General features: G+C 35.2%; 23 protein-coding genes. 19 read left to right on the top strand and 4 right to left on the bottom strand.

Features of this window, described 5'->3' with window-relative positions:
• Nucleotides 1-10 precede the first annotated feature (10 nt).
• Nucleotides 11-1,666, top strand: coding sequence for a choice-of-anchor J domain-containing protein (locus G551_RS0107900; RefSeq protein WP_027885061.1), 1,656 nt, complete (start codon nucleotides 11-13; stop codon nucleotides 1,664-1,666).
• Between the two features lie 90 nt (nucleotides 1,667-1,756).
• Nucleotides 1,757-2,197, top strand: a complete 441-nt coding sequence (locus tag G551_RS0107895) for a hypothetical protein (RefSeq protein WP_027885060.1) — start codon at nucleotides 1,757-1,759, stop codon at nucleotides 2,195-2,197.
• On the opposite strand, the gene G551_RS0107890 is transcribed toward G551_RS0107895, so the two are convergent.
• Nucleotides 2,194-2,400, bottom strand: coding sequence for a helix-turn-helix domain-containing protein (locus G551_RS0107890; RefSeq protein WP_027885059.1), 207 nt, complete (start codon nucleotides 2,398-2,400; stop codon nucleotides 2,194-2,196). The genes G551_RS0107895 and G551_RS0107890 overlap by 4 nt on opposite strands.
• 10 nt (nucleotides 2,401-2,410) lie before the next feature.
• Nucleotides 2,411-2,917 (bottom strand): DUF2975 domain-containing protein, encoded by a 507-nt coding sequence (locus G551_RS0107885; RefSeq protein ID WP_027885058.1) that lies wholly within the window; start codon nucleotides 2,915-2,917, stop codon nucleotides 2,411-2,413.
• A 204-nt stretch (nucleotides 2,918-3,121) separates the two neighbouring features.
• Here G551_RS0107885 and G551_RS0107880 point away from each other — a divergent pair, with 204 nt between their 5' ends.
• The 17 genes from G551_RS0107880 to G551_RS15565 all read left to right on the top strand — a co-directional run bounded on the left by G551_RS0107880 (nucleotide 3,122) and on the right by G551_RS15565 (nucleotide 20,850).
• A complete protein-coding gene (locus G551_RS0107880) occupies nucleotides 3,122-5,437 on the top strand; it encodes a putative monovalent cation/H+ antiporter subunit A (protein ID WP_027885057.1) in 2,316 nt (771 codons plus the stop codon).
• 12 nt (nucleotides 5,438-5,449) lie between these two features.
• Nucleotides 5,450-5,863, top strand: a complete 414-nt coding sequence (locus G551_RS0107875; RefSeq protein ID WP_027885056.1) for a Na+/H+ antiporter subunit B — start codon at nucleotides 5,450-5,452, stop codon at nucleotides 5,861-5,863.
• Between the two features lies 1 nt (nucleotide 5,864).
• The gene (locus G551_RS0107870) at nucleotides 5,865-6,221 is read left to right on the top strand and encodes a Na+/H+ antiporter subunit C (protein ID WP_027885055.1); all 357 of its coding nucleotides are present in this window, start codon (nucleotides 5,865-5,867) and stop codon (nucleotides 6,219-6,221) included.
• Entirely contained in the window at nucleotides 6,222-7,736 is a 1,515-nt protein-coding gene (locus G551_RS0107865) for a proton-conducting transporter transmembrane domain-containing protein (protein ID WP_027885054.1), read from the top strand.
• 1 nt (nucleotide 7,737) lies between these two features.
• A complete protein-coding gene (locus tag G551_RS0107860; protein WP_027885053.1) occupies nucleotides 7,738-8,214 on the top strand; it encodes a Na+/H+ antiporter subunit E in 477 nt (158 codons plus the stop codon).
• Nucleotides 8,211-8,510: a cation:proton antiporter gene (locus G551_RS0107855; protein WP_027885052.1), complete on the top strand. Its 300-nt coding sequence runs from the start codon at nucleotides 8,211-8,213 to the stop codon at nucleotides 8,508-8,510. The genes G551_RS0107860 and G551_RS0107855 overlap by 4 nt, the downstream gene beginning before the upstream one ends.
• A complete protein-coding gene (gene mnhG, locus G551_RS0107850; protein WP_027885051.1) occupies nucleotides 8,503-8,916 on the top strand; it encodes a monovalent cation/H(+) antiporter subunit G in 414 nt (137 codons plus the stop codon). Before G551_RS0107855 ends, mnhG begins: the two co-directional genes overlap by 8 nt.
• Nucleotides 8,917-10,053, top strand: a complete 1,137-nt coding sequence (locus tag G551_RS0107845; RefSeq protein ID WP_027885050.1) for an aminotransferase class I/II-fold pyridoxal phosphate-dependent enzyme — start codon at nucleotides 8,917-8,919, stop codon at nucleotides 10,051-10,053. It abuts the gene before it with no gap.
• Nucleotides 10,053-10,469: a putative signal transducing protein gene (locus G551_RS0107840; RefSeq protein ID WP_027885049.1), complete on the top strand. Its 417-nt coding sequence runs from the start codon at nucleotides 10,053-10,055 to the stop codon at nucleotides 10,467-10,469. The genes G551_RS0107845 and G551_RS0107840 overlap by 1 nt, the downstream gene beginning before the upstream one ends.
• Entirely contained in the window at nucleotides 10,466-11,089 is a 624-nt protein-coding gene (gene bioD / locus G551_RS0107835; protein WP_027885048.1) for a dethiobiotin synthase, read from the top strand. Before G551_RS0107840 ends, bioD begins: the two co-directional genes overlap by 4 nt.
• Entirely contained in the window at nucleotides 11,086-12,363 is a 1,278-nt protein-coding gene (bioA, locus tag G551_RS0107830; protein WP_027885047.1) for an adenosylmethionine--8-amino-7-oxononanoate transaminase, read from the top strand. Before bioD ends, bioA begins: the two co-directional genes overlap by 4 nt.
• A 229-nt stretch (nucleotides 12,364-12,592) precedes the next feature.
• Entirely contained in the window at nucleotides 12,593-13,753 is a 1,161-nt protein-coding gene (locus G551_RS0107825) for a beta-ketoacyl synthase N-terminal-like domain-containing protein (protein WP_308426750.1), read from the top strand.
• A gap of 101 nt (nucleotides 13,754-13,854) precedes the next feature.
• Complete coding sequence (bioB, locus tag G551_RS0107820) at nucleotides 13,855-14,943, top strand: biotin synthase BioB (protein ID WP_027885045.1); 1,089 nt, start codon at nucleotides 13,855-13,857, stop codon at nucleotides 14,941-14,943.
• Between the two features lie 15 nt (nucleotides 14,944-14,958).
• Entirely contained in the window at nucleotides 14,959-15,813 is an 855-nt protein-coding gene (locus tag G551_RS0107815; protein WP_027885044.1) for a cupin-like domain-containing protein, read from the top strand.
• A gap of 166 nt (nucleotides 15,814-15,979) precedes the next feature.
• Nucleotides 15,980-18,364: a TonB-dependent receptor gene (locus G551_RS0107810; RefSeq protein ID WP_205618357.1), complete on the top strand. Its 2,385-nt coding sequence runs from the start codon at nucleotides 15,980-15,982 to the stop codon at nucleotides 18,362-18,364.
• Between the two features lie 21 nt (nucleotides 18,365-18,385).
• Nucleotides 18,386-19,603 (top strand): DUF4374 domain-containing protein, encoded by a 1,218-nt coding sequence (locus G551_RS0107805; RefSeq protein WP_036243515.1) that lies wholly within the window; start codon nucleotides 18,386-18,388, stop codon nucleotides 19,601-19,603.
• A 68-nt stretch (nucleotides 19,604-19,671) separates the two neighbouring features.
• Nucleotides 19,672-20,850, top strand: coding sequence for a PepSY-associated TM helix domain-containing protein (locus tag G551_RS15565; RefSeq protein WP_036243514.1), 1,179 nt, complete (start codon nucleotides 19,672-19,674; stop codon nucleotides 20,848-20,850).
• Between the two features lies 1 nt (nucleotide 20,851).
• Here G551_RS15565 and G551_RS0107795 read toward each other — a convergent pair whose 3' ends face one another.
• A complete protein-coding gene (locus G551_RS0107795) occupies nucleotides 20,852-21,340 on the bottom strand; it encodes a regulatory protein RecX (RefSeq protein WP_027885041.1) in 489 nt (162 codons plus the stop codon).
• 91 nt (nucleotides 21,341-21,431) lie between these two features.
• A complete protein-coding gene (locus G551_RS0107790) occupies nucleotides 21,432-22,970 on the bottom strand; it encodes an Rne/Rng family ribonuclease (protein WP_027885040.1) in 1,539 nt (512 codons plus the stop codon).
• Between the last annotated feature and the right edge of the window lie 137 nt (nucleotides 22,971-23,107).

Raw genomic sequence — 23,107 nt, 5'->3', positions numbered from 1 at the left:
AAGAATTAAAATGAAAAAATTAGTTTATTTAAGCATAGCGATGTTATTTTTCCTAATGGCTTGTGAGCCGATGGAAGATATTCATGAAGAGATTGATGCGATTGATAATCCAGTGGTAGGAGAGGAAGAATATACGCTTACTGCAGATGATTACGAATCGTTAGAATTAGAAGGAGATTTTTTTGAAACAGAAGATCAAGCTAGAGATTTAGTGCCAGATTTATTAGCTGAAATGTACCCATATTGGGGAAGAGGTTCTTCTGTGCTTGTAAATTATAATCTTTACTATGATCAAGTGGCGAATGTTGCAGAGTTTACCAATGCTGAAGAATATGAATTAGAAAGTGATGATTATACTTTTCTTGGCTTCGAAGCAGCTGGTTTTTATCCTGGAGCTAATATCGAAGAAGGTTTAATCGATATTTTAACAGAAGAAATCGATTCTCCAGAAGGAGGTGATGTGGTATTAGCGGTTTACGATGAATTTATTGAAGAGCCAGAAATTGGCTCTGCTTCTTTAGTTGAATATAATTTTCAAAATAGTTTTGAAGGGTGGACAACTGTAAATGTTTCTGGACCTCAAGAATGGACCTCTCAATCTAGTTACATTGAAGGTAATGGGTATTCTGGTGGAGCTGTTGCTAATGAAGATTGGATCGTTTCTCCAGAAATAGATTTAACAGACGAAACAGATGTAAACTTTCAAATTAGTCAAGCTATCAACTATGCAGACGATTTATCTTTACTGCAGATTTTAGTTTCTACAGATTATTCAGGTGATGTAACAACTGCAACTTGGGATGAAATAAATTTACAAAATGCACCGGCAGGAGATAGTAATGATTTTATTTTATCAGAAGAGTATGATTTTTCTGCTTACGATGGTCAAACTTTAAATATAGCTTTAAAATATCAGTCAACTAATGATGATGCTGGTAGATGGAGAGTTGAATCTTTAGCGCTTAAGGTTACTGGAGTAACAGGAGAATCTGTTGAAAATGCATTATATTTTAGATTTGTCGATGGTGAGTGGGAGCGTGTTGAAAATGCATATTACCTTTCAGCAAGTGATTACGATGAGATGGGAGCACCAGGACAATATAATAACTTTAGTAGTTCAGTTCTTCCAGAAAATTATTTACCTACTTTCTTAGCGAATAACTTTCCTTACGCTCAAGAAGAAGATGAAATGTACTTAATCTATAGATATTATGCAGGTTCTGATGCGGGAACTCAAACAAGAGGAAGCTATTATACTTTTATGAGCGGTATGTGGCAACAATTCCAAAGTTCACTTCAGTTCGGTTTTGATGGTGAAACTTGGGTGCCAGATAATACTATTACTTACCTGCTAACAGGTGCTGAGTATGATTATGTTGCTGAACAATATGAATCTTATGTAGATGAAGAAACAGGAACAGATTATTCTAACGCAGCTTCAAACTTAGCAAACTATGGTAATTTCAACAGATCTGGAAGCCCAACTGCTTGGGATGACGATATGATGTTCACTGTTTTAACAGATTTATTAGCTAATGTTATTGCTCCAAATGCAGAAGATGGTCAGCAATATGTGTTGAATGTAGATACTTATAATGGAGGAAGCGTTCTTGAAAGCTTTAGATTTATAAAAGAAAATGGAGAGTGGGTTGAAAATGAAGAGTAATTATTAACCTCTACCTATTTAAAAAACCGCTACAATTTGTAGCGGTTTTTTTATGTAAAAAAATTACCTTTACAGCTCAAAATAAAAATTATGGAAAGAGCAGTATATTACCTTCATTCGTATTGGGCATATTTAGTAGTATTAGTAGTTCTGTTGGCAACAATTAACGCCGTTATCGGAGCAGTTACTAAAAGATCGTATGCGCCAAAAGATTTTAGAATCTCTCTTTTTGCACTTATTTGTACGCATATTCAACTGTTAATTGGTATTGTGCTGTTTTTTGTTTCCGATAAAATTGTTTGGTTTACCGAAGGTGTTCCTGTAAAAGACATTATGAGTGACAGCACGTTAAGGCTTTATAATGTAGAGCACCCATTAATGATGATTATTGCTATTGCATTGATCACTATTGGGTATTCTAAACATAAAAAGAAACTCTCTTCAGCTCCAAAATTTAAAGTTTTAGCAATTTTCTACCCATTAGCATTAATTGCAATTTTAGCAATGATCCCTTGGGCGGCTTGGTTCTAATCAGGTTCGTAGCTTAAAATATCTCCCGGTTGGCAATCGAGTGTTTCACAGATTGCGGCTAAAGTAGAAAACCGAATCGCTTTTGCTTTTCCTGTTTTTAAGATGGAAAGGTTTGCGGTGGTGATTCCTATTTTTTCAGCTAGATCTTTCGACTTCATTTCACGTTGCTGTAAAACTTCATCTAAATTTATGAGTATGGGCATAGTTTCTATCTTAGATGGTAAGTTCGTTTTCTTCTTTTAATATTCTTGCTGAATTAAATACGTGACTTAAAAAGAGAAAAAATAAGCCGATGATCAGTAAGAAAATCTCATTGTAAAACAAGTTTTCAGAATTATTTAAAACTGAAATTTCGATTCTGTTTTCAAAAATAACCTTCATCAAAAAGTTTAAAACAGTATAAACGATCGTTGCTAGAATCATTAATTTTCCGGTTTTAGAGAGCCATTTAATTTGTTGAATGGTAAACAAATTTTTCGGAGAAACATCTTTAATAAATTCTCTCAAATAATAAATCGACATCACTTGCAAAGCAAAAACAAGAATTAACGTAATTATTTTGCTGAAAATCTCTATTTGTGAGTTAGCTTCTATCGATAAAAATTCTAGATTTCCACTAAGGGCTACGTAGAATAACGCAATACTTATGCCTGTAAAAACGATACAAATAATTATAAATAAAAAATTGATTAATGTTTTAAGTGGTTGAAGTGATTTCATAAATAACAAATTATTGTTTAACGATAACAAAATTATATAAATTATTGAAAAACAATAATTTTAAATCGTCTTTGTTGAAGTGGAAACAATTATTTCCCTCGACATTTAAAATGTTATGATGTTGTTAAACCCTTACTTACAGGCGTGTTTTGCTATCGTAAAATCAATTTTAAGCTGTATATTTGTGACTCTAGTAAAAAATATATGCTAATAGCTATTTTAACAGGTTTTTTGTTCGCTATACTCCTATTTTTTGGAGGTAAAAAACTGGTGAATCATAAACTTGCTTTACTTCCTACATTAATTCCACTAGGTTTATTTGTATACTTTGTTCGCTTTATTGGTGAGGTTTCGAACAAAGAATTTATACATAAAACTTATGAATGGATTCCCTCACTCGGCGTCAACCTCAGTTTTACTTTAGATGGTTTATCGTTGTTGTTTTCTTTATTGATTACAGGAATAGGAACCCTGGTTTTTGCTTATACTTCTAGCTATTTAAAAGGTCACGAATACTTAGATCGTTTCTATGGTTACTTGAGTATTTTTATGGGAGCGATGTTAGGCTTGGTATTGTCTGATAATCTTATTTCTTTATTCGTATTTTGGGAGTTAACTAGTATAAGTTCTTTCTTTTTAATTGGCTTTAATAATACCAGTGAAGCCTCAAGAAAATCTGCATTAACTGCTTTAGGTATTACGGGAATCGGTGGATTATTATTGTTAGGTGGCGGAATCGTTTTAGGAAACATTTCCGGCACGTATAGCATCACAGAAATGTTAGCGCAAAAAGACTTTATTCAAGGTCACGAACATTATATTTTAGCAGCTTGTTTAATTTTTGGAGCTGCGTTTACCAAATCTGCACAGTTTCCTTTTCATTTTTGGTTACCGGGTGCGATGAAAGCGCCAACGCCGGTTTCAACCTATTTACACTCGGCAACAATGGTAAAAGCGGGTGTTTATTTGCTGTTTAGAATGAGTCCGTTAATGGGTTCAACCAGTTTTTGGAACAACACCTTATTAATCGTTGGATTGATCACGATGGTTTATTCAGCTTTTCATTCGATTTTCAGAACAGATATGAAAGGGATTTTGGCCTATACGACCATTTCAGCTTTAGGTATTTTGGTGTTTTTAATTGGTTTAGGCGCGCACGAATCTTATTTGGCGGCGGCAGTATTCATTATTGTTCACGCTTTATACAAAGCAACTTTCTTTATGATGACGGGTGTTGTCGATCATCAGGCAAAAACTAGAAATGTTACTGAACTTTCTGGGTTAAGAAAAGTAATGTTGCCGGTAGCAATTGCCGGACTTTTAGCTGCAATTTCTAACGCGGGTATTCCACCAAGTGTTGGTTTTATTGGGAAAGATTTGATTTATGAAGGCACTTTTCATTTTGAACATTCAGCAATATTATTAACCGCTTTTGCGATACTTACCAATGTGTTTATTTCTTACGCGGGTTATGTAGCAGGAATTAAACCTTTTATAGGAAAGTTACCGGAGAAGTTTGAAAAGGTGAAATTTCCATCTTTTTTCTTATGGTTTCCGCCGGTGTTGTTAGGGACTTTAGGTTTTATAATCGGTTTGTTTCCGGTTTTAATTGAAAAATCTTTAGTAAAACCTATACTTTGGTCGATTGGTGAAGATGCCGCGGAAGTACATTTGAAATTATGGCATGGGATCACACCAATTTTAGGCTTGAGTTTGCTCACCATAGCTTCAGGAATTATTTTATATTTTGTATTGAAACCTTCAGCAAAAAAAGAAGCATTCATCACCAAATTTGAAGCGCTTTCACCAAAATCAATTCTTGAAAATTTTAACCGAGCCTTCAGTAAATTTTCAGTATTATGGACGCGTATTTTTCAGAATGGCTATTTAAGAAATTACGTTTCGGTAATTATTTTATTCCTTATTGCCTTAATGGGATATACTTTAGTTGACGGTACGACCTATAAGATCGATTACGCTTCTTTTGCAAGATTAACAGTTTACGAAGTGGTGATTTTAACCATTTTGATCTTAGCGATCGGGTTAATTGTATTTGCGAAATCTCGATTGGCAGCCGTTGTTGCAACAGGAATTATGGGCTATTCGATCTGTTTGCTTTTTGTTTTTTATAGCGCACCAGATCTAGCGATGACGCAGTTTGCGATCGATACCTTAACGGTAATTTTATTTGTGTTGGTATTGTACAAGCTTCCGAAGTATTTAAAACTCTCTGATTATAAAATGAGAATTCGCGACGGAATTCTTTCCATAGCATTCGGAGGTTTAATTAGCATCTTAGCTTTAGAAGTATTAGCGCAACCGGTGAATAGCGAAATAAGCGATTTTTATGCGAAAAACTCTTATTTATTAGCACACGGTAAAAATGTGGTGAATGTGATTTTGGTAGATTTTAGAGGAGCAGATACAATGGTAGAAATTTCTGTACTAGCAATTTCAGCTATCGGCGTTTTTGGCTTACTAAAATTAAGGTTGAAAAGTGTTGAACGTTATCAAAAATAATGAAGTAGAGTTATGAAGACACTTATTTTACGAACAGCCTCTAATTATTTGCTACCCATATTGCTCTTGATCTCTATTTTTATTTTACTAAGAGGACATTATTTGCCGGGTGGTGGTTTTGTTGGTGGTTTAATCGCATCGATCGCATTTGTATTACACGCATTTGCGAACGGATTAAAAAATACAAAAAGACTGCTGAAGTTTCATCCCGGTTATTTGATGCCGGTAGGTTTAGCAGTTTCATTTTTAAGCGGAGTTTTACCGGTAATTGGTTTTGATGAACCTTTTATGACAGGACTTTGGATGCACGACGCCATTCCTGTTTTAGGGAAATTAGGAACAGCGCTATTTTTTGATATTGGGGTTTATATTGTTGTGCAAGGAGTAACGTTAACCATCATTTTTACAATTTCAGAATCGGCTTAATATGGAGTTTCTATTAGCAATTATAACAGGATTACTTTATGCAGCAGGATTGTATATGATGCTGCGCAGAAGTTTGGTGAAATTGATTATTGGTTTAATTATTATTAGTAACGGCGCCAACCTCTTAATTTTTTTATTAGGAAGAATTACCAAAGGTCATCCGCCAATTATACCGGGCGATTCAAAAATATTTACAGAAATATATGCAGATCCGGTTCCGCAGGCACTTATTTTAACAGCTATTGTAATTAGCTTTGGTTTGCAATCTTTTGCCATTATTTTAATAAAAAGAGCTTACCAAGTAGTGAAGACCGACGATTTAGATGAAATGAACACGATTGAAGAAGATTATAAATAAATGATGCAGCAACTATTATTATATCCTTTATTGTTTCAATTATTTTTGAGCATCTTCCTCATGTTTTTTTGGAAGAAAATCGATGCACAAAAAATAATTAGCATTGTTGGTGGTTTTATAGCCGTTTTTCTTTCGGGAGTTTTATTTTACACGGTTTGGAATTCGGGCATACAAACCGTTCAAGCCGCAAGTTGGGAAGCTCCTTACGGGATTACTTTCGTAGCAGATACGCTTTCTGCAACCTTAGTTTTACTAACTTCGATCGCAGGTTTAGCAGTTTCATTTTTTTCTTCAGCATCGGTGATCCCGGCGCGATTACGCTTTGGGTATTTTCCTATTTATCATTTTCTATTGCTAGGTTTAACGGGTGCGTTTTTAACAGGAGATATTTTTAACCTTTACGTTTGGTTCGAAATCATTATTATTTCATCTTTCGTATTGATCACCTTGGGCGGGGAAAAAGCTCAGATCGAAGGTGCAGTAAAATACTTCACCTTAAATATTCTAGCTTCAATAATATTTTTAACAGCAATTGCAGTGTTGTATGGTTTAGCAGGTTCTTTAAATATGGCCGATTTAGCAACCATCATTCCGCAGTTAGAAAATAGAAAACTGGTAGAAGTGGCTGCTATTTTATTTTTAGTTGGTTTCGGGATCAAGTCGGCGGTTTTTCCGTTATATTTTTGGTTGCCGGCTTCTTATCACACGCCTCCATCGGCAGTGGCTGCTATTTTTGGAGGTTTACTTACCAAAGTAGGAGTTTATGCATTGATCAGGATTTTTAGTCTTATCTTTTTAGACGATGTCTTTTTAGATGATATTTTACTAGTAGTTGCGGTGCTCACCATTTTTAGTGGGGCCATAGGTTCATTAGTGCAAAAAAATGTCCGTAAGATTTTTTCGTACCTTATTATTTGTCATATTGGGTTTATGATCGCCGGATTAGGAATGGGAACCGAAATTGCTTTTGCCGGAATGGTTTTTTACCTGATTCACGATATTATGGTAAAAACTAATCTGTTTATGGTAAGCGGATTGATTTATAGAATTAAAGGAACAAATAACGTAAGGCTTTTGGGAGATTTATATGCCAACTTCCCTAAGTTGAGTTTGTTGATGTTTATTCCTTTACTTTCAGTAATTGGAGTGCCGCCATTTTCAGGTTTTTGGCCTAAAGTTTCGTTGATCATCGCAAGTTTAAATGAAAAAAACTATGTGATTATGGGCGCAATAATTTTCGGGAGTTTACTTACGTTAATCATTATCGCTCGACTTTGGTCTAATGTTTTCTGGAAAAAAGGAGAAGATTTACCTAAGAGAGATCACTTTTTGTATTTTCAGAAGATGAATAGGTTGAAGAAATTTCAGTTTCTAGCGCCGATAATTTTGTTGGCAGGAGTTTCGTTATACATCGGTTTTGGTGCAGAACATATGCAACAACTATCCAATAGAATTGCTTCAGAATTAATAGATAATACGCAATACATTGAAGCGGTAATGCCGCAAAATAATTAAGATGAAAAACAGATTTTTATCTAACATATTACTAACTTTTATTTGGGTGGCGATTACGGGAGATTTTGCCTTCCTTAATTATGTGTTTGGCTTTATTTTGAGCTTTATTATTTTATACGTAATTACCAAAGGAAGAGGCGATGCAAAGTATTTCAAGATCATTCCGAAGCTAATTGCTTTTGTCTTTTTCTTCTTATGGGAATTATTAAAAGCAAACCTGCAAGTGGCTTACGATGTGGTAACTCCTAAGTTTTATATGACGCCCGGTATTGTGAGAGTTCCGTTAGAAGCAGAAACGAATTTAGAGATTACTTTACTAGCAAATTTAATTACATTAACACCGGGAACTTTGAGTTTAGACGTTTCAGACGACAGAAAAGTCTTGTATGTTCACGCGATGTATTTAAGCGATAAACAAGCCTTTATCGACGATATAAAAAACGGATTTGAAAAACGTTTATTAGAGATTTTAAGATGACGATTGAAGAGTATTTATATTATATCATATTGCCAATTTTAGCCATTTCGGTGCTATTGGTGTTCTGTCGATTTGTGATGGGGCCAAGCATTGCCGATCGTGTAGTGGCGCTAGATTTATTAATCACCATTGGTATAACACTTATCGCCATTTATAGTATTGTTTACGATCAATCTACATTTTTAGATATTGCGATGATCTTGGGTTTAATTGCCTTTTTAAGTACGGTCGCTTTTTCTTATTATTTAGAAAAAAGAAATCGTAAAAAAAGAGAAAAACAACGAAGAGATGACTAACATTTTAATCATCATATTATCGAGTTTAGGCGCTATTTTTATTCTGTTAGCTGCCGTAGGATTTGTGCGAATGCCCGATGCTTATTTGCGTATTTCTGTAACTACAAAGGCAGTCACTCTGGGTGTAGGTTTAATTTTAGCAAGTGCAGCAATTTATTTTGATAACCTTTCGGTTACTTCGCGTGTTTTAGCGATCGTTTTGTTTATAATTCTAACATCACCGGTGGGCGCACATTTAATTGGGAGAGCTTCTTATTTCTCCGGAAATAAATTGTGGGAAAAATCGGTAACCGATGAGTTAGACGGTAAATATCAACCTAATTCGCATCGACTTTCAAGCGGAGAAGAATTTGAGGATGAAGACGAAAAGCGAAAGAAAAAAATTAAAGAACGAGATCTTTTATAAGTGTCGGCAACTCCTCGAAGAATACTTCAAAAACTTCAACAGCGAAAAGAAAATAATTCGTTACGAACACTTTCTTCACCTTCAGAAGGAGTAGATTTTTATGCTAACGACTATTTAGGTTTTTCTAAAAATGAAAAGATCTATCAGCGTTCGTTGAATTTTTTAGAAGAACATCAACTTCAGCAAAACAATTCTACAGGATCACGGTTAATCTCAGGGAATTTTAAAATTCACGAAGCGGTTGAAGCGCAAATCGCAGCGTTTCATCAATCAGAAAATGCGATTCTATTTAATTCGGGTTACGATGCCAATGTGGGTTTTTTTTCAAGTATTCCGCAGCGTGGAGATGTTGTTTTTTACGATGAATTAATTCACGCTTCCATTCGAGATGGTTTGCAAATGGGGTTGGCAAAGTCGTATAAGTTTAAGCATAATGATCTTGAAGATCTACAGACTAAAGTTGAAAAACTTTCTACTTCGGGAGAAGTTTATGTGGTTACCGAATCTATTTTTTCAATGGATGGCGATCATCCAGATTTACCGGCTTTGGTGAAGTTTTGTAATGAAAATAATATCTTTCTGGTCGTAGATGAAGCGCACGCTTTAGGTGTTTTTGGAGAAAGAGGTGAAGGTTTATTGCAGCATTTAAACTTACATCACAAAGTTTTCGCGAGAATTGTTACGTTTGGGAAAGGTTTAGGCGCTCACGGAGCCGCAATTTTAGGGAGTGAAACTTTAAAAGAATTCATTATCAACTTTACGAGAAGTTTTATTTATACCACGGCTATTGCTCCGCATTCGGTAGCTACAATTTCTTCAGCTTATCAAGAATTAACGCATACTTCAGCAATTAAAAAACTTCAGCAAAACATTACTTATTTTCAGCAACAAGTAGAGAACTTAGCTTTGAAAGATGTATTTATTGCTAGTGATTCTGCTATTCAATCTTGTATTATTCCGGGAAATGAACAAGTGAAAGCAATTGCAGAGAAACTTCAGCAACAACAATATTTAGTAAAACCTATTTTATCGCCAACGGTTGCCAAAGGCGAAGAGCGTTTGCGATTTTGTTTACATAGTTACAATTTAAAAGAAGAAATTTTCTCAGTTTTGCAGTGTTTGAAACACGAACTGTAATGAAGGAAAATTTAGTAAAAATTGCGACCTATCAATTTTCTTCGGAAGCTCAAATTTTTAAAGGAAGATTAGAAGCAGAAGAAATTAAGGTATATTTGGCCGACCAATATACGATCGATACCGATCCGTTAGTGAGTAACGCAATTGGCGGCGTAAAACTCTTGGTAGCGGCAGAAGATGAAGCACGAGCCAAAGAAGTTTTAAAAGAGTTAAGCGAATATTCTTTAGACGATCAAGGGCACCAATTACATTGCCCAAATTGCGACAGTACAAAAATCGATTATTTTACGAATGTGAACGATGTGAAATCTTTCCTTGCTTTTATCTTTAATTTTTTGCTTTTCGGGCTTTACCCAATTTATACCAAATATGAATATCGTTGCGAAGATTGCAAAACCAAATTTAACCTAGAATGAAACACGTTTTTATAACAGGAATCGGAACTGAAGTTGGCAAAACCGTAGCTTCTGCTATCGTGACAGAAGCTTTACAGGCTGATTATTTTAAGCCTATACAAGCCGGAGATTTAGAAAACTCAGATACGCATAAGGTAGAACGTTTGGTGAGTAATTCAGTAACCAAATTTCATCCCAATGCGTATGCGCTAAAAACGCCTATGAGTCCGCACGCAGCGGCAGAAATCGATCAAGTTCAAATCAAGGCAGAGGAAGTTAAACGCCCAACCACTACCAATGATTATTTAGTGATTGAAGGAGCCGGCGGACTTTTAGTGCCTATCAATTCTACGCAAACCATTGCCGATTTAATGCAGAAAGAAGACAAAATTATTGTGGTTTCAAGACATTATTTAGGAAGCATAAATCATACGTTACTCACGATCGAAGCCTTAAAATCTCGTGGTTTAACTTGTGCCGGAATTATATTTAGCGGAGAAGAACATCCGGCGACTGAAAGTATTATTGAAGAAATGGCTCAAGTCCCAATTCTGGGCAGAATAGATCAAGAACCTTATTTTGATGAAAATGTAGTACGAGAATACGCTGAAATATTCCGTGAAAAATTAAAAAATCTATGAGCAATTTAGTAGAAAGAGACCAACAACATATTTGGCATCCGCTTACGCAACACAAACTGAAAAAAGAAATGTTGCCCATCAAAAAAGCGAGCGGAGTTTGGTTAACCGACGATGCCGGTAAAAAATACATCGACGGGATTTCTTCATGGTACACGGCGGTTTACGGTCATTGCAACGAATATATTACCGAGAAAGTTGCTGCTCAAATGAAAAATCTCGATCAAGTCGTATTTAGTGGTTTTACGCACGAACCCGCAATAAAACTTTCTGAAGCTTTAGTTGAAATATTACCGGAAGGTCAACAAAAAATATTCTTCAACGATAATGGTTCAACTGCGACCGAGATCGGAATAAAAATGGCGTTGCAATACCACTATAATCAGCAAAACGATCGTAAAATAATGCTAGCTTTCGAAGAAGGTTTTCACGGCGATACGTTTGGGGCAATGTCGGTTTCAGATCTATCGGTTTATAATGGTGCTTTTCAAGATCATTTTATAGCGGTAAAACGTATTCCTGTACCCAATGGAGAAAATACCGAAGAAATTTTAAAGCGAATAGAAGAAATTCACCGAGAAACTCCGCTAGCCGGATTTATTTATGAGCCTTTGGTGCAAGGCGCCGCAGCGATGAAAATGCACGATGCTAAAGGTTTAAATGAAATATTGAAACTTTGTAAACAACACGATATTGTTTTGGTGGCCGATGAAGTGATGACCGGTTTCGGAAAAACAGGAAAGAATTTTGCTTCTTATTATATCGAAACAAAACCGGACATTGTTTGTATGTCGAAAGCATTAACTGCCGGTTTGCTGCCAATGGGCGCAACTTCTTGTACGCAAAAAATCTTCGATGCTTTTTATGATGAAGATATTGCGAAAGGCTTATTTCACGGGCATACCTATACGGCAAACCCGTTAGCTTGTTCGGCGGCTTTGGCAGGAGTTGAATTACTTACTTCTGAAGAAATGCAAGAAAATATAAAACGAATTGAAGCTTCACATTTAGCATTTCAAGAAAAAGTAAAAACTCATAAGTTGGTTAAAAATACACGTTGTGTCGGGACCATTTTCGCGCTTGATCTAGCGGTTGAAAATGATCGCTACGGTAATTTGCGTGATAAGATCTATAACTTTTTTATGAATCACGGAGTTTACCTAAGGCCATTAGGAAATACTATTTATATCGCTTGTCCTTATGTGATCACTACAGAAGAACTATATAGGATTTACGAAGTGATTCTACTTTTATTAGAAAATATAAATGATATATAAGTTGAATTTTTAGTTATTTTTTGAATTTATTTAGGTTAAAATTGATAAAACATCAAATTATTCTTTTGTTTTTCTAAAAAAATGTTTAATATTGATAATGTAATTTTATTTAAAGGGTTATGCAAAATTAGGTTTGGGGTATCCTAATTTTTTAAAAAACTTCGGCGTTTTCGTTCGAAGTTTTTTTTTATCTATTTAGTTTAGATATTTGCCTAAAAGAAAAGATTAGGTGTTGAAAGATCGATTATTTATTACTTCGTTTGCCTCTATTTCTGCATTAGGCAATTCTTCAGAGCAAGTTTGGCAAAATTATTTACAGCAAAAGCACTTTTTTAGCACAGTAAATTATCTTGATGAATCAACTTATGTTTCTCAGCTAAATAAAGAAAGTAAAAATTTAGTTGAAAAGTTAAAAAATGAGCAATCCAGGTATCAAGATTTAGATCTTTCGGTGTTATACGCTATTCTTTCAGCAAGAGAAACCTTCAAAAAAAGCAAAACTGAAACTAAAGATTTTGGGATCAATATCGGTTCTTCACGCGGAGCCACTTCTTTATTCGAACAATACCACGATCAATATTTAAAAGAAGGGAAAACTTCAACTTTAGCATCACCAACAACCACATTAGGAAATATTTCATCTTGGGTGTTGCAAGATTTAGAAAGTGAAGGGCCAGAAATTAGTCATTCGATTACTTGTTCTACAGCATTACACGGTTTGTTAAATGCTTCCGCTTGGCTTCAAAGCGATATGGCAGAAGCTTTTTTAGTCGGTGGGAGTGAAGCACCTTTAACTCCGTTTACCATCGCACAGATGAAGGCCGTAAAGTTATATGCTAATTTTGATGAAAAAGAAAAATGGCCCAACCGAAGTTTAGAAATAGATAAGCCTCGAAACACGATGATTTTAGGCGAAGCAGCTTCCACATTTTTTGTTGAAAAAAATGCAGATCGAGCTTTGGCAGAAATTCTGGGTTTAGGTTATGCTTCAGAAAAACTTACGCATAATATTTCATTATCCAAAGATGCGGTTTGTATTCAGAAATCGATGCAAATGGCCTTGAAGCAAGCAAAATTAGATCACGTCGATGCGGTAGTTACACACGCTCCCGGTACAAGAAAAGGAGATTGGGCAGAGTTAAATGCGATAAAAGCCGTGTTTGGCGATCGTTTGCCGCTTATCACTTCCAATAAATTTATAATTGGTCACACTTTTGGTGCTTCTGGCGGGATGAGTTTAGAAATGGCTCTACTAATGTTAGCGCATAATCAATTTATAGAAAATCCATTTTTTAATAATAAAGCTGAAAAGTCCAAAACCCTAAAAACGATTATGGTAAATGCCGTAGGTTTTGGTGGTAATGCGGTAAGTGTAATCGTTGGGAAATAAGAGAATTAACGCTATTCAGAAATATATTAACGTTCAAAAAAATAGAGAAAAGGTGCAATAAGTCGCCTGTTTTATTACTTTTGATTAACAATTTAAATGTTATGGCTACAAAACACAATTGGACAAAAGAAGAAATTCTAGAAATATATAATAAACCTTTAATGCATTTGCTTTACGAAGCAGCAAGCGTGCATCGAGAGCATCACGACGCAAACAAGGTTCAAGTTTCCACGTTATTGTCGATAAAAACTGGCGGTTGCCCAGAAGATTGTGGCTATTGCCCACAAGCGGCGAGATACCATACCGATATTGAAGGTAATGAGTTAATGAGCGTAAATCAGGTAAAAGCGCAGGCTTTACGTGCTAAAGCCTCAGGAAGCTCTCGTGTTTGTATGGGAGCTGCGTGGAGAAACGTAAAAGATGGACCTGAATTTGATAACGTTTTAGAAATGGTAAGAACCATCAATAAACTCGATATGGAAGTTTGTTGTACCTTAGGGATGCTTACCGAAAATCAGGCAAAACGTTTAGAAGAAGCCGGTTTATACGCATATAATCACAATTTAGATACTTCAGAAGAATATTATAAAGAAGTAATTTCTACCCGTGGTTACGAAGATCGTTTAGAAACATTGGATAACGTAAGAAAAACCAATGTAACGGTTTGTAGTGGCGGAATTATAGGAATGGGAGAAAGTGCTGAAGATCGTGCAGGAATGTTAGTAGCTTTAGCGACATTAAACCCACAACCGGAATCGGTACCCATTAATGCTTTAGTTCCTGTGGAAGGAACCCCGATGGAAGAACAACAAAAAGTTTCGATCTGGGAAATGGTAAGAATGGTGGCAACCACGAGAATCGTTATGCCAGAAACACAAGTAAGACTTTCTGCCGGAAGAACCGATATGAGTAGAGAAGGGCAGGCGATGTGTTTCTTTGCCGGAGCAAATTCGATCTTTGCCGGCGATAAATTGTTAACGACGCCCAACCCGGATGTTACCGAAGATATGGTGATGTTTAAAGAATTAGGTTTAGATGTACAAAAACCTTTTGAAAAACACGCACAACGTAAAACTGTTGAAAAAGAAGACTCTCAAGTAGAAGCTTTAGGTGAAAAGCCAAAATGGTCGAGACCCGGGCATAAAATTGAGCGTAATTTAGAAGCGCAAGGCAAAAAAGTAAAAGCCTAAAATAGCGATAAAGTCATGAAGCTAAAAGAAATTGACGTCGTTGAAGAAATTACTGCTGAAGACTTTATTAAAAATTATGTAAAGCCTAATAAGCCGGTTGTGATTAAGAAATTATCACATCAATGGCCGGCCTATCAAAAATGGAATTTAGATTATTTTGCTGAAGAAGCCGGTGAAGTAGAAGTGCCTTTGTATAATAGCGAACCCGCAAAAGGCAAAGAATACTCTAGAAAACCGGCTACTAAAATGAAAATGAAAGATTATGTGCAGCTGTTAAAATCTGGTCCTACAGATTTACGCATTTTCTTTTTCAATATCCTGCAAAAATGTCCGCAACTCACTAAAGATTTTTCTTACCCGGAGATCGGACTCAAATTTTTTAAAAAGCTTCCGGTGTTATTTTTTGGTGGTGAAGGCTCGCGTGTTTTACTCCATTACGATATCGATCTGGCGAATAATGTTCATTTTAATTTCCACGGAAAAAAAGACATTATCCTTTTTCCTTTCGAGCAACGTAAATATTTATACCACGTGCCATATTCTATAGTTTCTTTAGAAGAGATTGAATTTGATAAACCCGATTACAAAAAATATCCCGCTTTAAAACTCGCTGAAGGCTATCGGGTAACGCTGCAACCGGGAGAAACCCTTTTCATCCCAAGTATGTACTGGCATTATATGCGTTATTTAACGCCAAGTATTTCGATGACTTTACGAGCTTTCCCAACCTCTTTTTCTAAGTGCCTAAAACTGCTGAAGAATATTGTATTTATGATGAATTACGATAATCTAATGCGTAAACTTCGAGGCCAAAAATGGGTTGATTATAAAAATAAACTCACCTTTACCAACACACATAAAAATTTATAAGCAGCATAACATTTTCGCTTAAGTTTTTTCTTAAATCGATCAAACCTATTGTTTAAAACATTTTAGCAAGGTAAAATCTATATTAGAATAAATCTAAATAAGTTTTTCGTTATTTAGATTTATTATACATTTGCAGCTGTTTAAAATTAATCTAAATAAATTCAGGTTGCGAGGTTTAGTCTTTTTATTTACTGCTTTAAGTATTTTTTCGACAGCATTATTGAGTGCGCAGTCAACTAATTCTGCGGTAATTTCTGGTCAAGTAACTTCAGCATCCGGAAATGATTTAGAAGGTGTAAATGTAATTCTAGAAAGCGAATTTAAAGGAACTACCACAGATGTTAATGGTTCATTTCAGTTGAATGATATTTCTGAAGGCACTCATAAGTTAATCGTTTCTTATTTGGGCTATCAAACCCAAGTAAAAGAAATTAGTATAAATAATGCTGAAAAGCTTGAAATTAACTTTGTTTTAGAGGAATCTTCAGCAGAATTAGAGGAAGTAGAGCTCACCGGGAAATCTGAAATCCGAAAAATTAATGAACAAGCCTACGCGGTTACTTCCATTTCAACAAAAAGTCTTTTAAATAGTACAGCCGATGCGCAACAGGTTTTAGATCGTGTGCCTGGAGTTCGAATTTTACAAGAGGGTGGTTTAGGGTCTAATTACACCTTTTCGTTAAACGGTTTTAAAGGAAATCAGGTCAAGTTCTTCTTAAACGGAATCCCGATGGATAGTTTCGGATCTTCTTTCAACTTAGGTAATATTCCGGTAAATTCTATTGAGCGTGTCGATGTGTACAATGGTGTAGTTCCCGTTTGGTTAGGAACCGATGCGCTTGGCGGAGCGGTAAATATTATAACCAATCAGAAGAATGATTATTTAGATGTTTCTTACTCTTTTGGATCTTTTAATACCCATAAAGCTTCTTTAAATGGAGCTTATACCAATAACAAATCTGGTTTTACCGTAAGAGGAAATTTAAATTATAACTACTCCGATAATAATTACGATGTTCTTGCAGAAATTCGTGATGCTAATGGAAATTTATTAGAAGATAATGTAGAAGTTGAAAGATTTCACGATCAATACCAATCGGCTACTGCACAAGTAGAAACCGGGTTTGTAGAAACTTCTTTTGCAGATCAATTGCTTTTGGGTTTAATTGTTTCAGGAGATGATGATGAAGTACAAACCGGAGCGACGATGAGAACGGTTTACGGTGCCGTAGAGGTTGAGAGTGAATCGGTAATACCTACCTTAAAATATAAAAAACAAAACCTATTTTTTGAAGGTTTTGATGCGAGTTTAAATGCATCATACAACATTACACAGACCCGAAATATCGATACTTTAACCGGTGTTCGCTACAACTGGTATGGTGAAACTTTTGAAACTAATTCAGAAAACAATGGAGAGCAAGGTTTAGCGAATCTATTAGAGCAGGATGATAATGAATTTAATAGTCAGCTTAACCTGAGTTATTTGTTTAACGAGAAACATTCACTTTCTTTTAATCATGCTTTTCAACATTTTAAAAGAGATGAATTTGATGAGGTAAATTTAAGCGTGAATGAATACTATTTGCCTAAATCCTTAGCTAAAAATGTGTTCGGACTTTCTTATAAATATAAAATTTCTAAAGATTGGACGGCTTCTGTGTTTGGTAAAGCATATGCCTTAAATGTAAAGACTTCTGAGCAAGAAACCAATAACGTTGAATCAACCATTCCTGTAAGTGTAGATTATAGTGATTTTGGTTATGGTATGGCAACTTCCTATTTTTTACTGAAAAACCTTCAGTTAAAAGCCTCTTATGAAAAAGCTTTTCGTTTGCCTACTGCGGGAGAATTTTTTGGAGATGGCTTGGTGGTTCTAGCTAACCCTAATTTAAAACCCGAGCAAAGCGACAATTTTAATTTCGGAATAAATTTCAACAAAGATTTAAATAGAAATAATCATATTGAGGTAGGAAGTACATTTATTTATCGTAATGCTAAAAATTTAATATATAATATTGTTTCTGTTTCTAGCCCAACTTCTCGAAGCGGAAATTTAGCTGAAACAAAAGCGCTTGGAGTTCAAGGTACATTTGCTTACCGCTGGAAAGATATTTTCAACTTAAGCGCAAATATTACGTATCAAGATATCACCGATGAAGCCGATCTTATTTATAATGATTTTTCAGGTTATACTGAAAACTTGAACAAAGGAGCGCGCGTACCCAATACACCTTATTTGTTTGGGGGAGCTACGGCAGGCTTCAATTTTAAAAATGTAGGCGGTGACGATACAAATCTTTTTTTCAATTATTATTACCGTTTTACGCAAGAATACTTTTTAACCTCAGATCGCTTTGGAAGCATCGATACCAAAGCTATTATTCCGCAGCAATCATCACATAGTGCCGAAATAGGTTACAGTATTAAAAAAGGAAAATACAATGTTTCTGTAGAAGCTAGAAATTTTACCGATGAAGCTTCATACGACAAATTTAGATTGCAAAAACCAGGAAGAGCTTTTTACTTGAAACTAAGATATAATTTATAACAATTAATTTAATTTATTAAGATGAACAAATCAATATTTAATTTTTCGAAAGCTTTAGCGCTTTCTGCTTTAAGTCTTTTATTCGTTTTCTCAACAGTTTCTTGTAGTGATAGTGATGATGAAGGTGTTTCTTGTCAAGGAGGTGATTACGGTATGTCTTTGGCTATCCAGTCTACCGATGGTAGCTATACTTATTACACTTTAGCTTATAATAACTTAATGTCTGGAACGTTAACAGCGCAAGGTCAAGGTATCGAGCAACCGGGTTATTACGATTTTAAAGCGATCGATAATACTATTTATAGTTTAGGAGGTTTAGATGATGTGAATGTTGTAGCAATTTCACAAGATAACGGATGTTTATCTCAAGCTGGTGATGTTTCTTTCCCTAATAGTCTTTCTGATTTAGTGAAGGCAGATAACAATACGTTAGTTTCTGTAGCGATGTCTTCAGATTCAGATATCATTACCTTTCGTAAGTTTAATCCAAATACAGTTTCGGTTACAGAGACTGTAGATATTCAAGTTTCTGAATTTACAGATTTAGTTGGTCTGTCTTATTCAGGTATGGTTATAAGTGACGATCACTTGTTTTTAAGTTACTACATTTCAGATCCAGAAACTTTCGCGACAACGCATACCGATCAAGCAGAAGTAGCTGTATTTTCTTATCCGGAATTGGAGTTTCAAGAAGTAATTACCGATGATCGTGTGGGGCCAATTGGTGGTTTCAATACTAAATCTGGTTTAGTAAAAGATCAAGCGGGTAATATTTATGCTATTTCTCACTCGAATCCTGCAAATGGTTATAGCCAATCAACAAAACCGGCAGGTATTTTAAAAATTAATGCAGGAGAAACTTCTTTCGATGAAGATTATTTCTTTGATATTAATGATGTTGCTAACGGAACTATGGTTTATGCTAAACTTCTTAGCGATGGAAGATTTTTTGCTGAAATTAATACTGAAGCAAGAGCTAATCAAGCAATGTGGAGCGATAGTCCTTTAGAATCTGCTATTGTAAATTTTGAAGCTCAAACTGTAAATTACGTTCAAAATATTCCTGCTCACGCTGGTGATGGTAGAAGATTAGTTGGTTTCGAAGAAGATAGCAACTATTACATCACAATTCCTGAAGAAGACGGTATTTTTGTTTATCAAATAGATACGCAAAACTACACAGCTACTCAAGGAGCTGAAGTACAAGCAAGTTTTATTGCAGGTTTCTACAAATTTTAAGGAAACTATTTAATGACCAACATCAGCTTGAAAATTTTTAAGCTGATGTTGTTTTTTTATGCTGAATTATGAAAAGCAACAAAAAGAAGAAAAATAAAAAATCTCCTTTACGAAAATTAAACGATTGGCTACACTTGTGGTTGGGTTTAATTTCGGGTATCGTAGTGTTTATCGTAAGCATTACCGGTTGTTTTTATGCATTTCAGCAAGAAATAAAAGACTATTTGGAGCCTTGGCGTTTTGTGGAGGTTCAAGATGAAGAATTTGTTCCGCCTTCGCAATTATTAGATACGGCAAAAGTTTATATGCCTAATCAAAAACCTACGGGTTTAACTTATAGCGATAAAGAAGGTGCTGCGGCAGTTGGTTTTAGTTCTTTTGAAAATGGTAAACGCAGTTTTACCGCTGTTTTTATGAATCCGTATACCGGAGAGTTTTTGCGAAAACAGCAAATGTTAGGGAATGGCGAATTCGATTTTTTCCGTTTTATTATTGACGGGCATCGAGCGCTTTGGTTACCCTATGATATTGGTAGACCAATCGTTGGGGTTTGTACTTTAATATTTGTGTTGCTACTTATTTCTGGTTTAGTGATGTGGTGGCCTAAAAACTTCAAAAAAGCAAACTTTAATAAAAGCTTTAAAATTAAATGGAAGGCGAAGTTTAAACGGGTGAATTACGATTTACATAATGTGCTTGGGTTCTATAGTTTGATACTCGCTTTTGTGTTAGCCATAACCGGTTTGGTGTGGAGTTTCCATTGGTTTGAAGATGGGTTGTATTATATCACTTCCGGTGGCGAAAGTAAACCGGAACATCATCATCCGCATTCAGATATTTCTCAAAAAGATTTGGTTGAAAATGATACGATTTCTCCGCTAGATCGAGCTTGGTATAAAACCTTAGCGCAAGAACCTGAGGTGCAAGGAATGTATATGACGCCAATTTTAGAAGATGAAGACGACGCCATAGAAATTGTGGCTTATCAAGATCACGGTTCGTTTTACAATAAAAATGAATATTATTTTGATCGTTATACTTTAGAAGAGTTAAGAATGAAAGGCGATCGTTATGCTGAAGCAGATTTTGCCGATCAACTTTCTTCATTAAATTACGATATACATATTGGAGCCGTTTTTGGCTTTCCCGGCAAGTTGTTAGCTTTTTTTATCAGCCTAATTTGTGCAAGCTTACCAGTAACCGGCTTTTTAGTCTGGTGGAATAAAGGCCGAAAATTAAAGCCTTAACCTACTTTTCTTGTTGTTCGAGCTCTTGTAATTTTTCATAAACTAAATTACTTTCCCAGCCTCTATAAAAAAGATAGTCGGCAACTTTCTTTTTCTTTTTAAGTAGATTGTTTTCTCGAGTAGTTTCCCACTTTTTAGTGGAAAGTTCTTCAAAAGTATTAAAGTATGCTTCAGTTGAAATTTCTTTTAAAGCACTATCGATATTAAAACGAGAAATTTTCCGAAGCTTTAGTTCTCTTACAATTCTAATTTTTCCCCATTTCTTTTGATTGAATTTTCCTCGGGCAAAACTTTGTGCGAAGCGTTCTTCATCTAAAAAATTCTCTTGTATAAGCTTATAAATGATTTCTTGGCGCGCTTCCGGGATCATCCGCATATCTTTTAGCTTTTGCTCAATTTCTTGATGACAGCGCTCTTGATAGGCGCAAAATTTCATCATTTTGAGCGTCGCTTCTTTTACCGTATATGTTTTATGAGTGGGTTGCTGCATACTTCAGCAAAAATAAGTAGAATATAGCTAGAAATAATGGCTATAAACAAAAAACGCCCGTTAGTATAAAACTAAAGGGCGTTATAAAATTTTAATTGATCTCTTCACCTTTACTGTCGTGAAAATGATACTCTAAATACGTGTAAGCGTCTCTTGGTAAAATTTTTACCCATCGCTTATGGTCAAAAAACCATTTACTTCTGGGTGATGGAATACCTCTTGTTAAGTAGGCTGCCACAAAAGGATGCGCGGTTAGCGACAGCTTTTTATGACCTTTTTTAATTAGTTTCTGTAAGTCAGCGTTAATTTTATTAATCACAACGATAGGAGCTTCAATTTCTCCTTCTCCGTTAGGGTTTTTTTCGCGTGTTTTAATATTCATCTCTGGCCTTACACGTTGTCTGGTAATTTGTATCAACCCGAATTTTGTGGGAGGTAAAATCTTGTGCTTTGCACGATCGTCGCTCATTTCATCTCTTAAATGGTTGTAAAGCGCTTTTCGGTTTTCTGCTTTGTTCATATCGATAAAGTCTACCACAATAATACCACCCATATCGCGCAGACGTAATTGTCTGGCAACTTCTGTGGCGCTTATTAGGTTTACTTCTAAGGCAGTTTCTTCTTGGTTCTTGGCTTTATTGCTTCGGTTACCACTGTTTACATCGATCACGTGCATCGCTTCTGTATGCTCGATCACGAGGTAGGCACCTTTGCTCATCGAAACGGTTTTGCCAAAACCGGTTTTTATTTGTCTTTCGATACCAAATTTCTCAAAGATAGGAACGTTTGATTGATACTGTTTTACAATAGACTCTTTGTCGGGCGAGATTTCGCTAACATAATCTTTAATTTGGGTATAAAGTGCTTCTTCATCGGTACAAATAGAAGTAAAACTCTCGTTAAACATATCTCTTAATAGAGAATTGGCACGATTAAGTTCTCCTAATACTTTAGATGGTGTGCTGGCTTTATACAATTTTTTACACATCCCTGTCCAACGATTCATCAAATTCTGAAGATCTTTGTCGAGGTCTGCTACTTTTTTGCCTTCTGCAACGGTACGTACTATTACTCCAAAACCTTTCGGTTTAATACTTTTTACAAGTCGTTTAAGACGATCTTTTTCTTCTTTATCTTCTATTTTTTGTGAAACAGAAATACGGTTAGAAAAAGGAACAAGTACAATGTATCTTCCGGCGAGCGAAAGTTCACTGCTTATTCTTGGGCCTTTGGTAGAAATAGGTTCTTTTACGATTTGTACCAAAATCGATTGATTTGACTTTAAGACATCGGTAATACTTCCGTCTTTATCAATATCTTTTTCAAAAGAATAATTCTTAAGTGAATAATCTCTTAATTTACCTGTGCTTACACGTTTTATGAATTTCATCAAAGAAGATATCTGCGGCCCTAGATCGTGATAGTGTAAAAAACCATCTTTCTCGTAACCAACGTTAACGAAGGCTGCGTTAAGACCGGGAACAGCTTTTCTAATTTTGGCTAAATAAATATCGCCAACAGAGAAATTACTGTCGTTATCTTCTTTGTGTAATTCAATTAGTTTTCCATCTTTTAATAAGGCAAAATCAATAGCAGAGGAATTGGATCTAATAATTAATTCCTTATTCATTATTCATGCATATTAGATTTTTATCCATACCTACATAGGCAAGTATAGATGGATTAAACAATAATTATCACAGGATTTTTAATTTCCTGAAGAAGTGTATTAAAACACTTCCATGTCAATGAACTTTAAACAAAAAA

It is taken from the genome of Mesonia mobilis DSM 19841, from assembly GCF_000423405.1.
Classification (GTDB): Bacteria; Bacteroidota; Bacteroidia; order Flavobacteriales; family Flavobacteriaceae; genus Mesonia; species Mesonia mobilis.
The sequence above is the reverse complement of the archived record's forward strand: the minus strand, read 5'-3'. Positions and strand labels throughout refer to the sequence as shown.

What these genes read in the sequence shown, in the direction of transcription:
- G551_RS0107900 (WP_027885061.1), top strand. Translation starts at nt 11, where the DNA reads ATGAAAAAATTAGTTTATTTAAGCATAGCGATGTTATTTTTCCTAATG.
- G551_RS0107895 (WP_027885060.1), top strand. Translation starts at nt 1,757, where the DNA reads ATGGAAAGAGCAGTATATTACCTTCATTCGTATTGGGCATATTTAGTA.
- G551_RS0107890 (WP_027885059.1), bottom strand. Translation starts at nt 2,400, where the DNA reads ATGCCCATACTCATAAATTTAGATGAAGTTTTACAGCAACGTGAAATG.
- G551_RS0107885 (WP_027885058.1), bottom strand. Translation starts at nt 2,917, where the DNA reads ATGAAATCACTTCAACCACTTAAAACATTAATCAATTTTTTATTTATA.
- G551_RS0107880 (WP_027885057.1), top strand. Translation starts at nt 3,122, where the DNA reads ATGCTAATAGCTATTTTAACAGGTTTTTTGTTCGCTATACTCCTATTT.
- G551_RS0107875 (WP_027885056.1), top strand. Translation starts at nt 5,450, where the DNA reads ATGAAGACACTTATTTTACGAACAGCCTCTAATTATTTGCTACCCATA.
- G551_RS0107870 (WP_027885055.1), top strand. Translation starts at nt 5,865, where the DNA reads ATGGAGTTTCTATTAGCAATTATAACAGGATTACTTTATGCAGCAGGA.
- G551_RS0107865 (WP_027885054.1), top strand. Translation starts at nt 6,222, where the DNA reads ATGATGCAGCAACTATTATTATATCCTTTATTGTTTCAATTATTTTTG.
- G551_RS0107860 (WP_027885053.1), top strand. Translation starts at nt 7,738, where the DNA reads ATGAAAAACAGATTTTTATCTAACATATTACTAACTTTTATTTGGGTG.
- G551_RS0107855 (WP_027885052.1), top strand. Translation starts at nt 8,211, where the DNA reads ATGACGATTGAAGAGTATTTATATTATATCATATTGCCAATTTTAGCC.
- mnhG (WP_027885051.1), top strand. Translation starts at nt 8,503, where the DNA reads ATGACTAACATTTTAATCATCATATTATCGAGTTTAGGCGCTATTTTT.
- G551_RS0107840 (WP_027885049.1), top strand. Translation starts at nt 10,053, where the DNA reads ATGAAGGAAAATTTAGTAAAAATTGCGACCTATCAATTTTCTTCGGAA.
- bioD (WP_027885048.1), top strand. Translation starts at nt 10,466, where the DNA reads ATGAAACACGTTTTTATAACAGGAATCGGAACTGAAGTTGGCAAAACC.
- bioA (WP_027885047.1), top strand. Translation starts at nt 11,086, where the DNA reads ATGAGCAATTTAGTAGAAAGAGACCAACAACATATTTGGCATCCGCTT.
- bioB (WP_027885045.1), top strand. Translation starts at nt 13,855, where the DNA reads ATGGCTACAAAACACAATTGGACAAAAGAAGAAATTCTAGAAATATAT.
- G551_RS0107815 (WP_027885044.1), top strand. Translation starts at nt 14,959, where the DNA reads ATGAAGCTAAAAGAAATTGACGTCGTTGAAGAAATTACTGCTGAAGAC.
- G551_RS0107805 (WP_036243515.1), top strand. Translation starts at nt 18,386, where the DNA reads ATGAACAAATCAATATTTAATTTTTCGAAAGCTTTAGCGCTTTCTGCT.
- G551_RS15565 (WP_036243514.1), top strand. Translation starts at nt 19,672, where the DNA reads ATGAAAAGCAACAAAAAGAAGAAAAATAAAAAATCTCCTTTACGAAAA.
- G551_RS0107795 (WP_027885041.1), bottom strand. Translation starts at nt 21,340, where the DNA reads ATGCAGCAACCCACTCATAAAACATATACGGTAAAAGAAGCGACGCTC.
- G551_RS0107790 (WP_027885040.1), bottom strand. Translation starts at nt 22,970, where the DNA reads ATGAATAAGGAATTAATTATTAGATCCAATTCCTCTGCTATTGATTTT.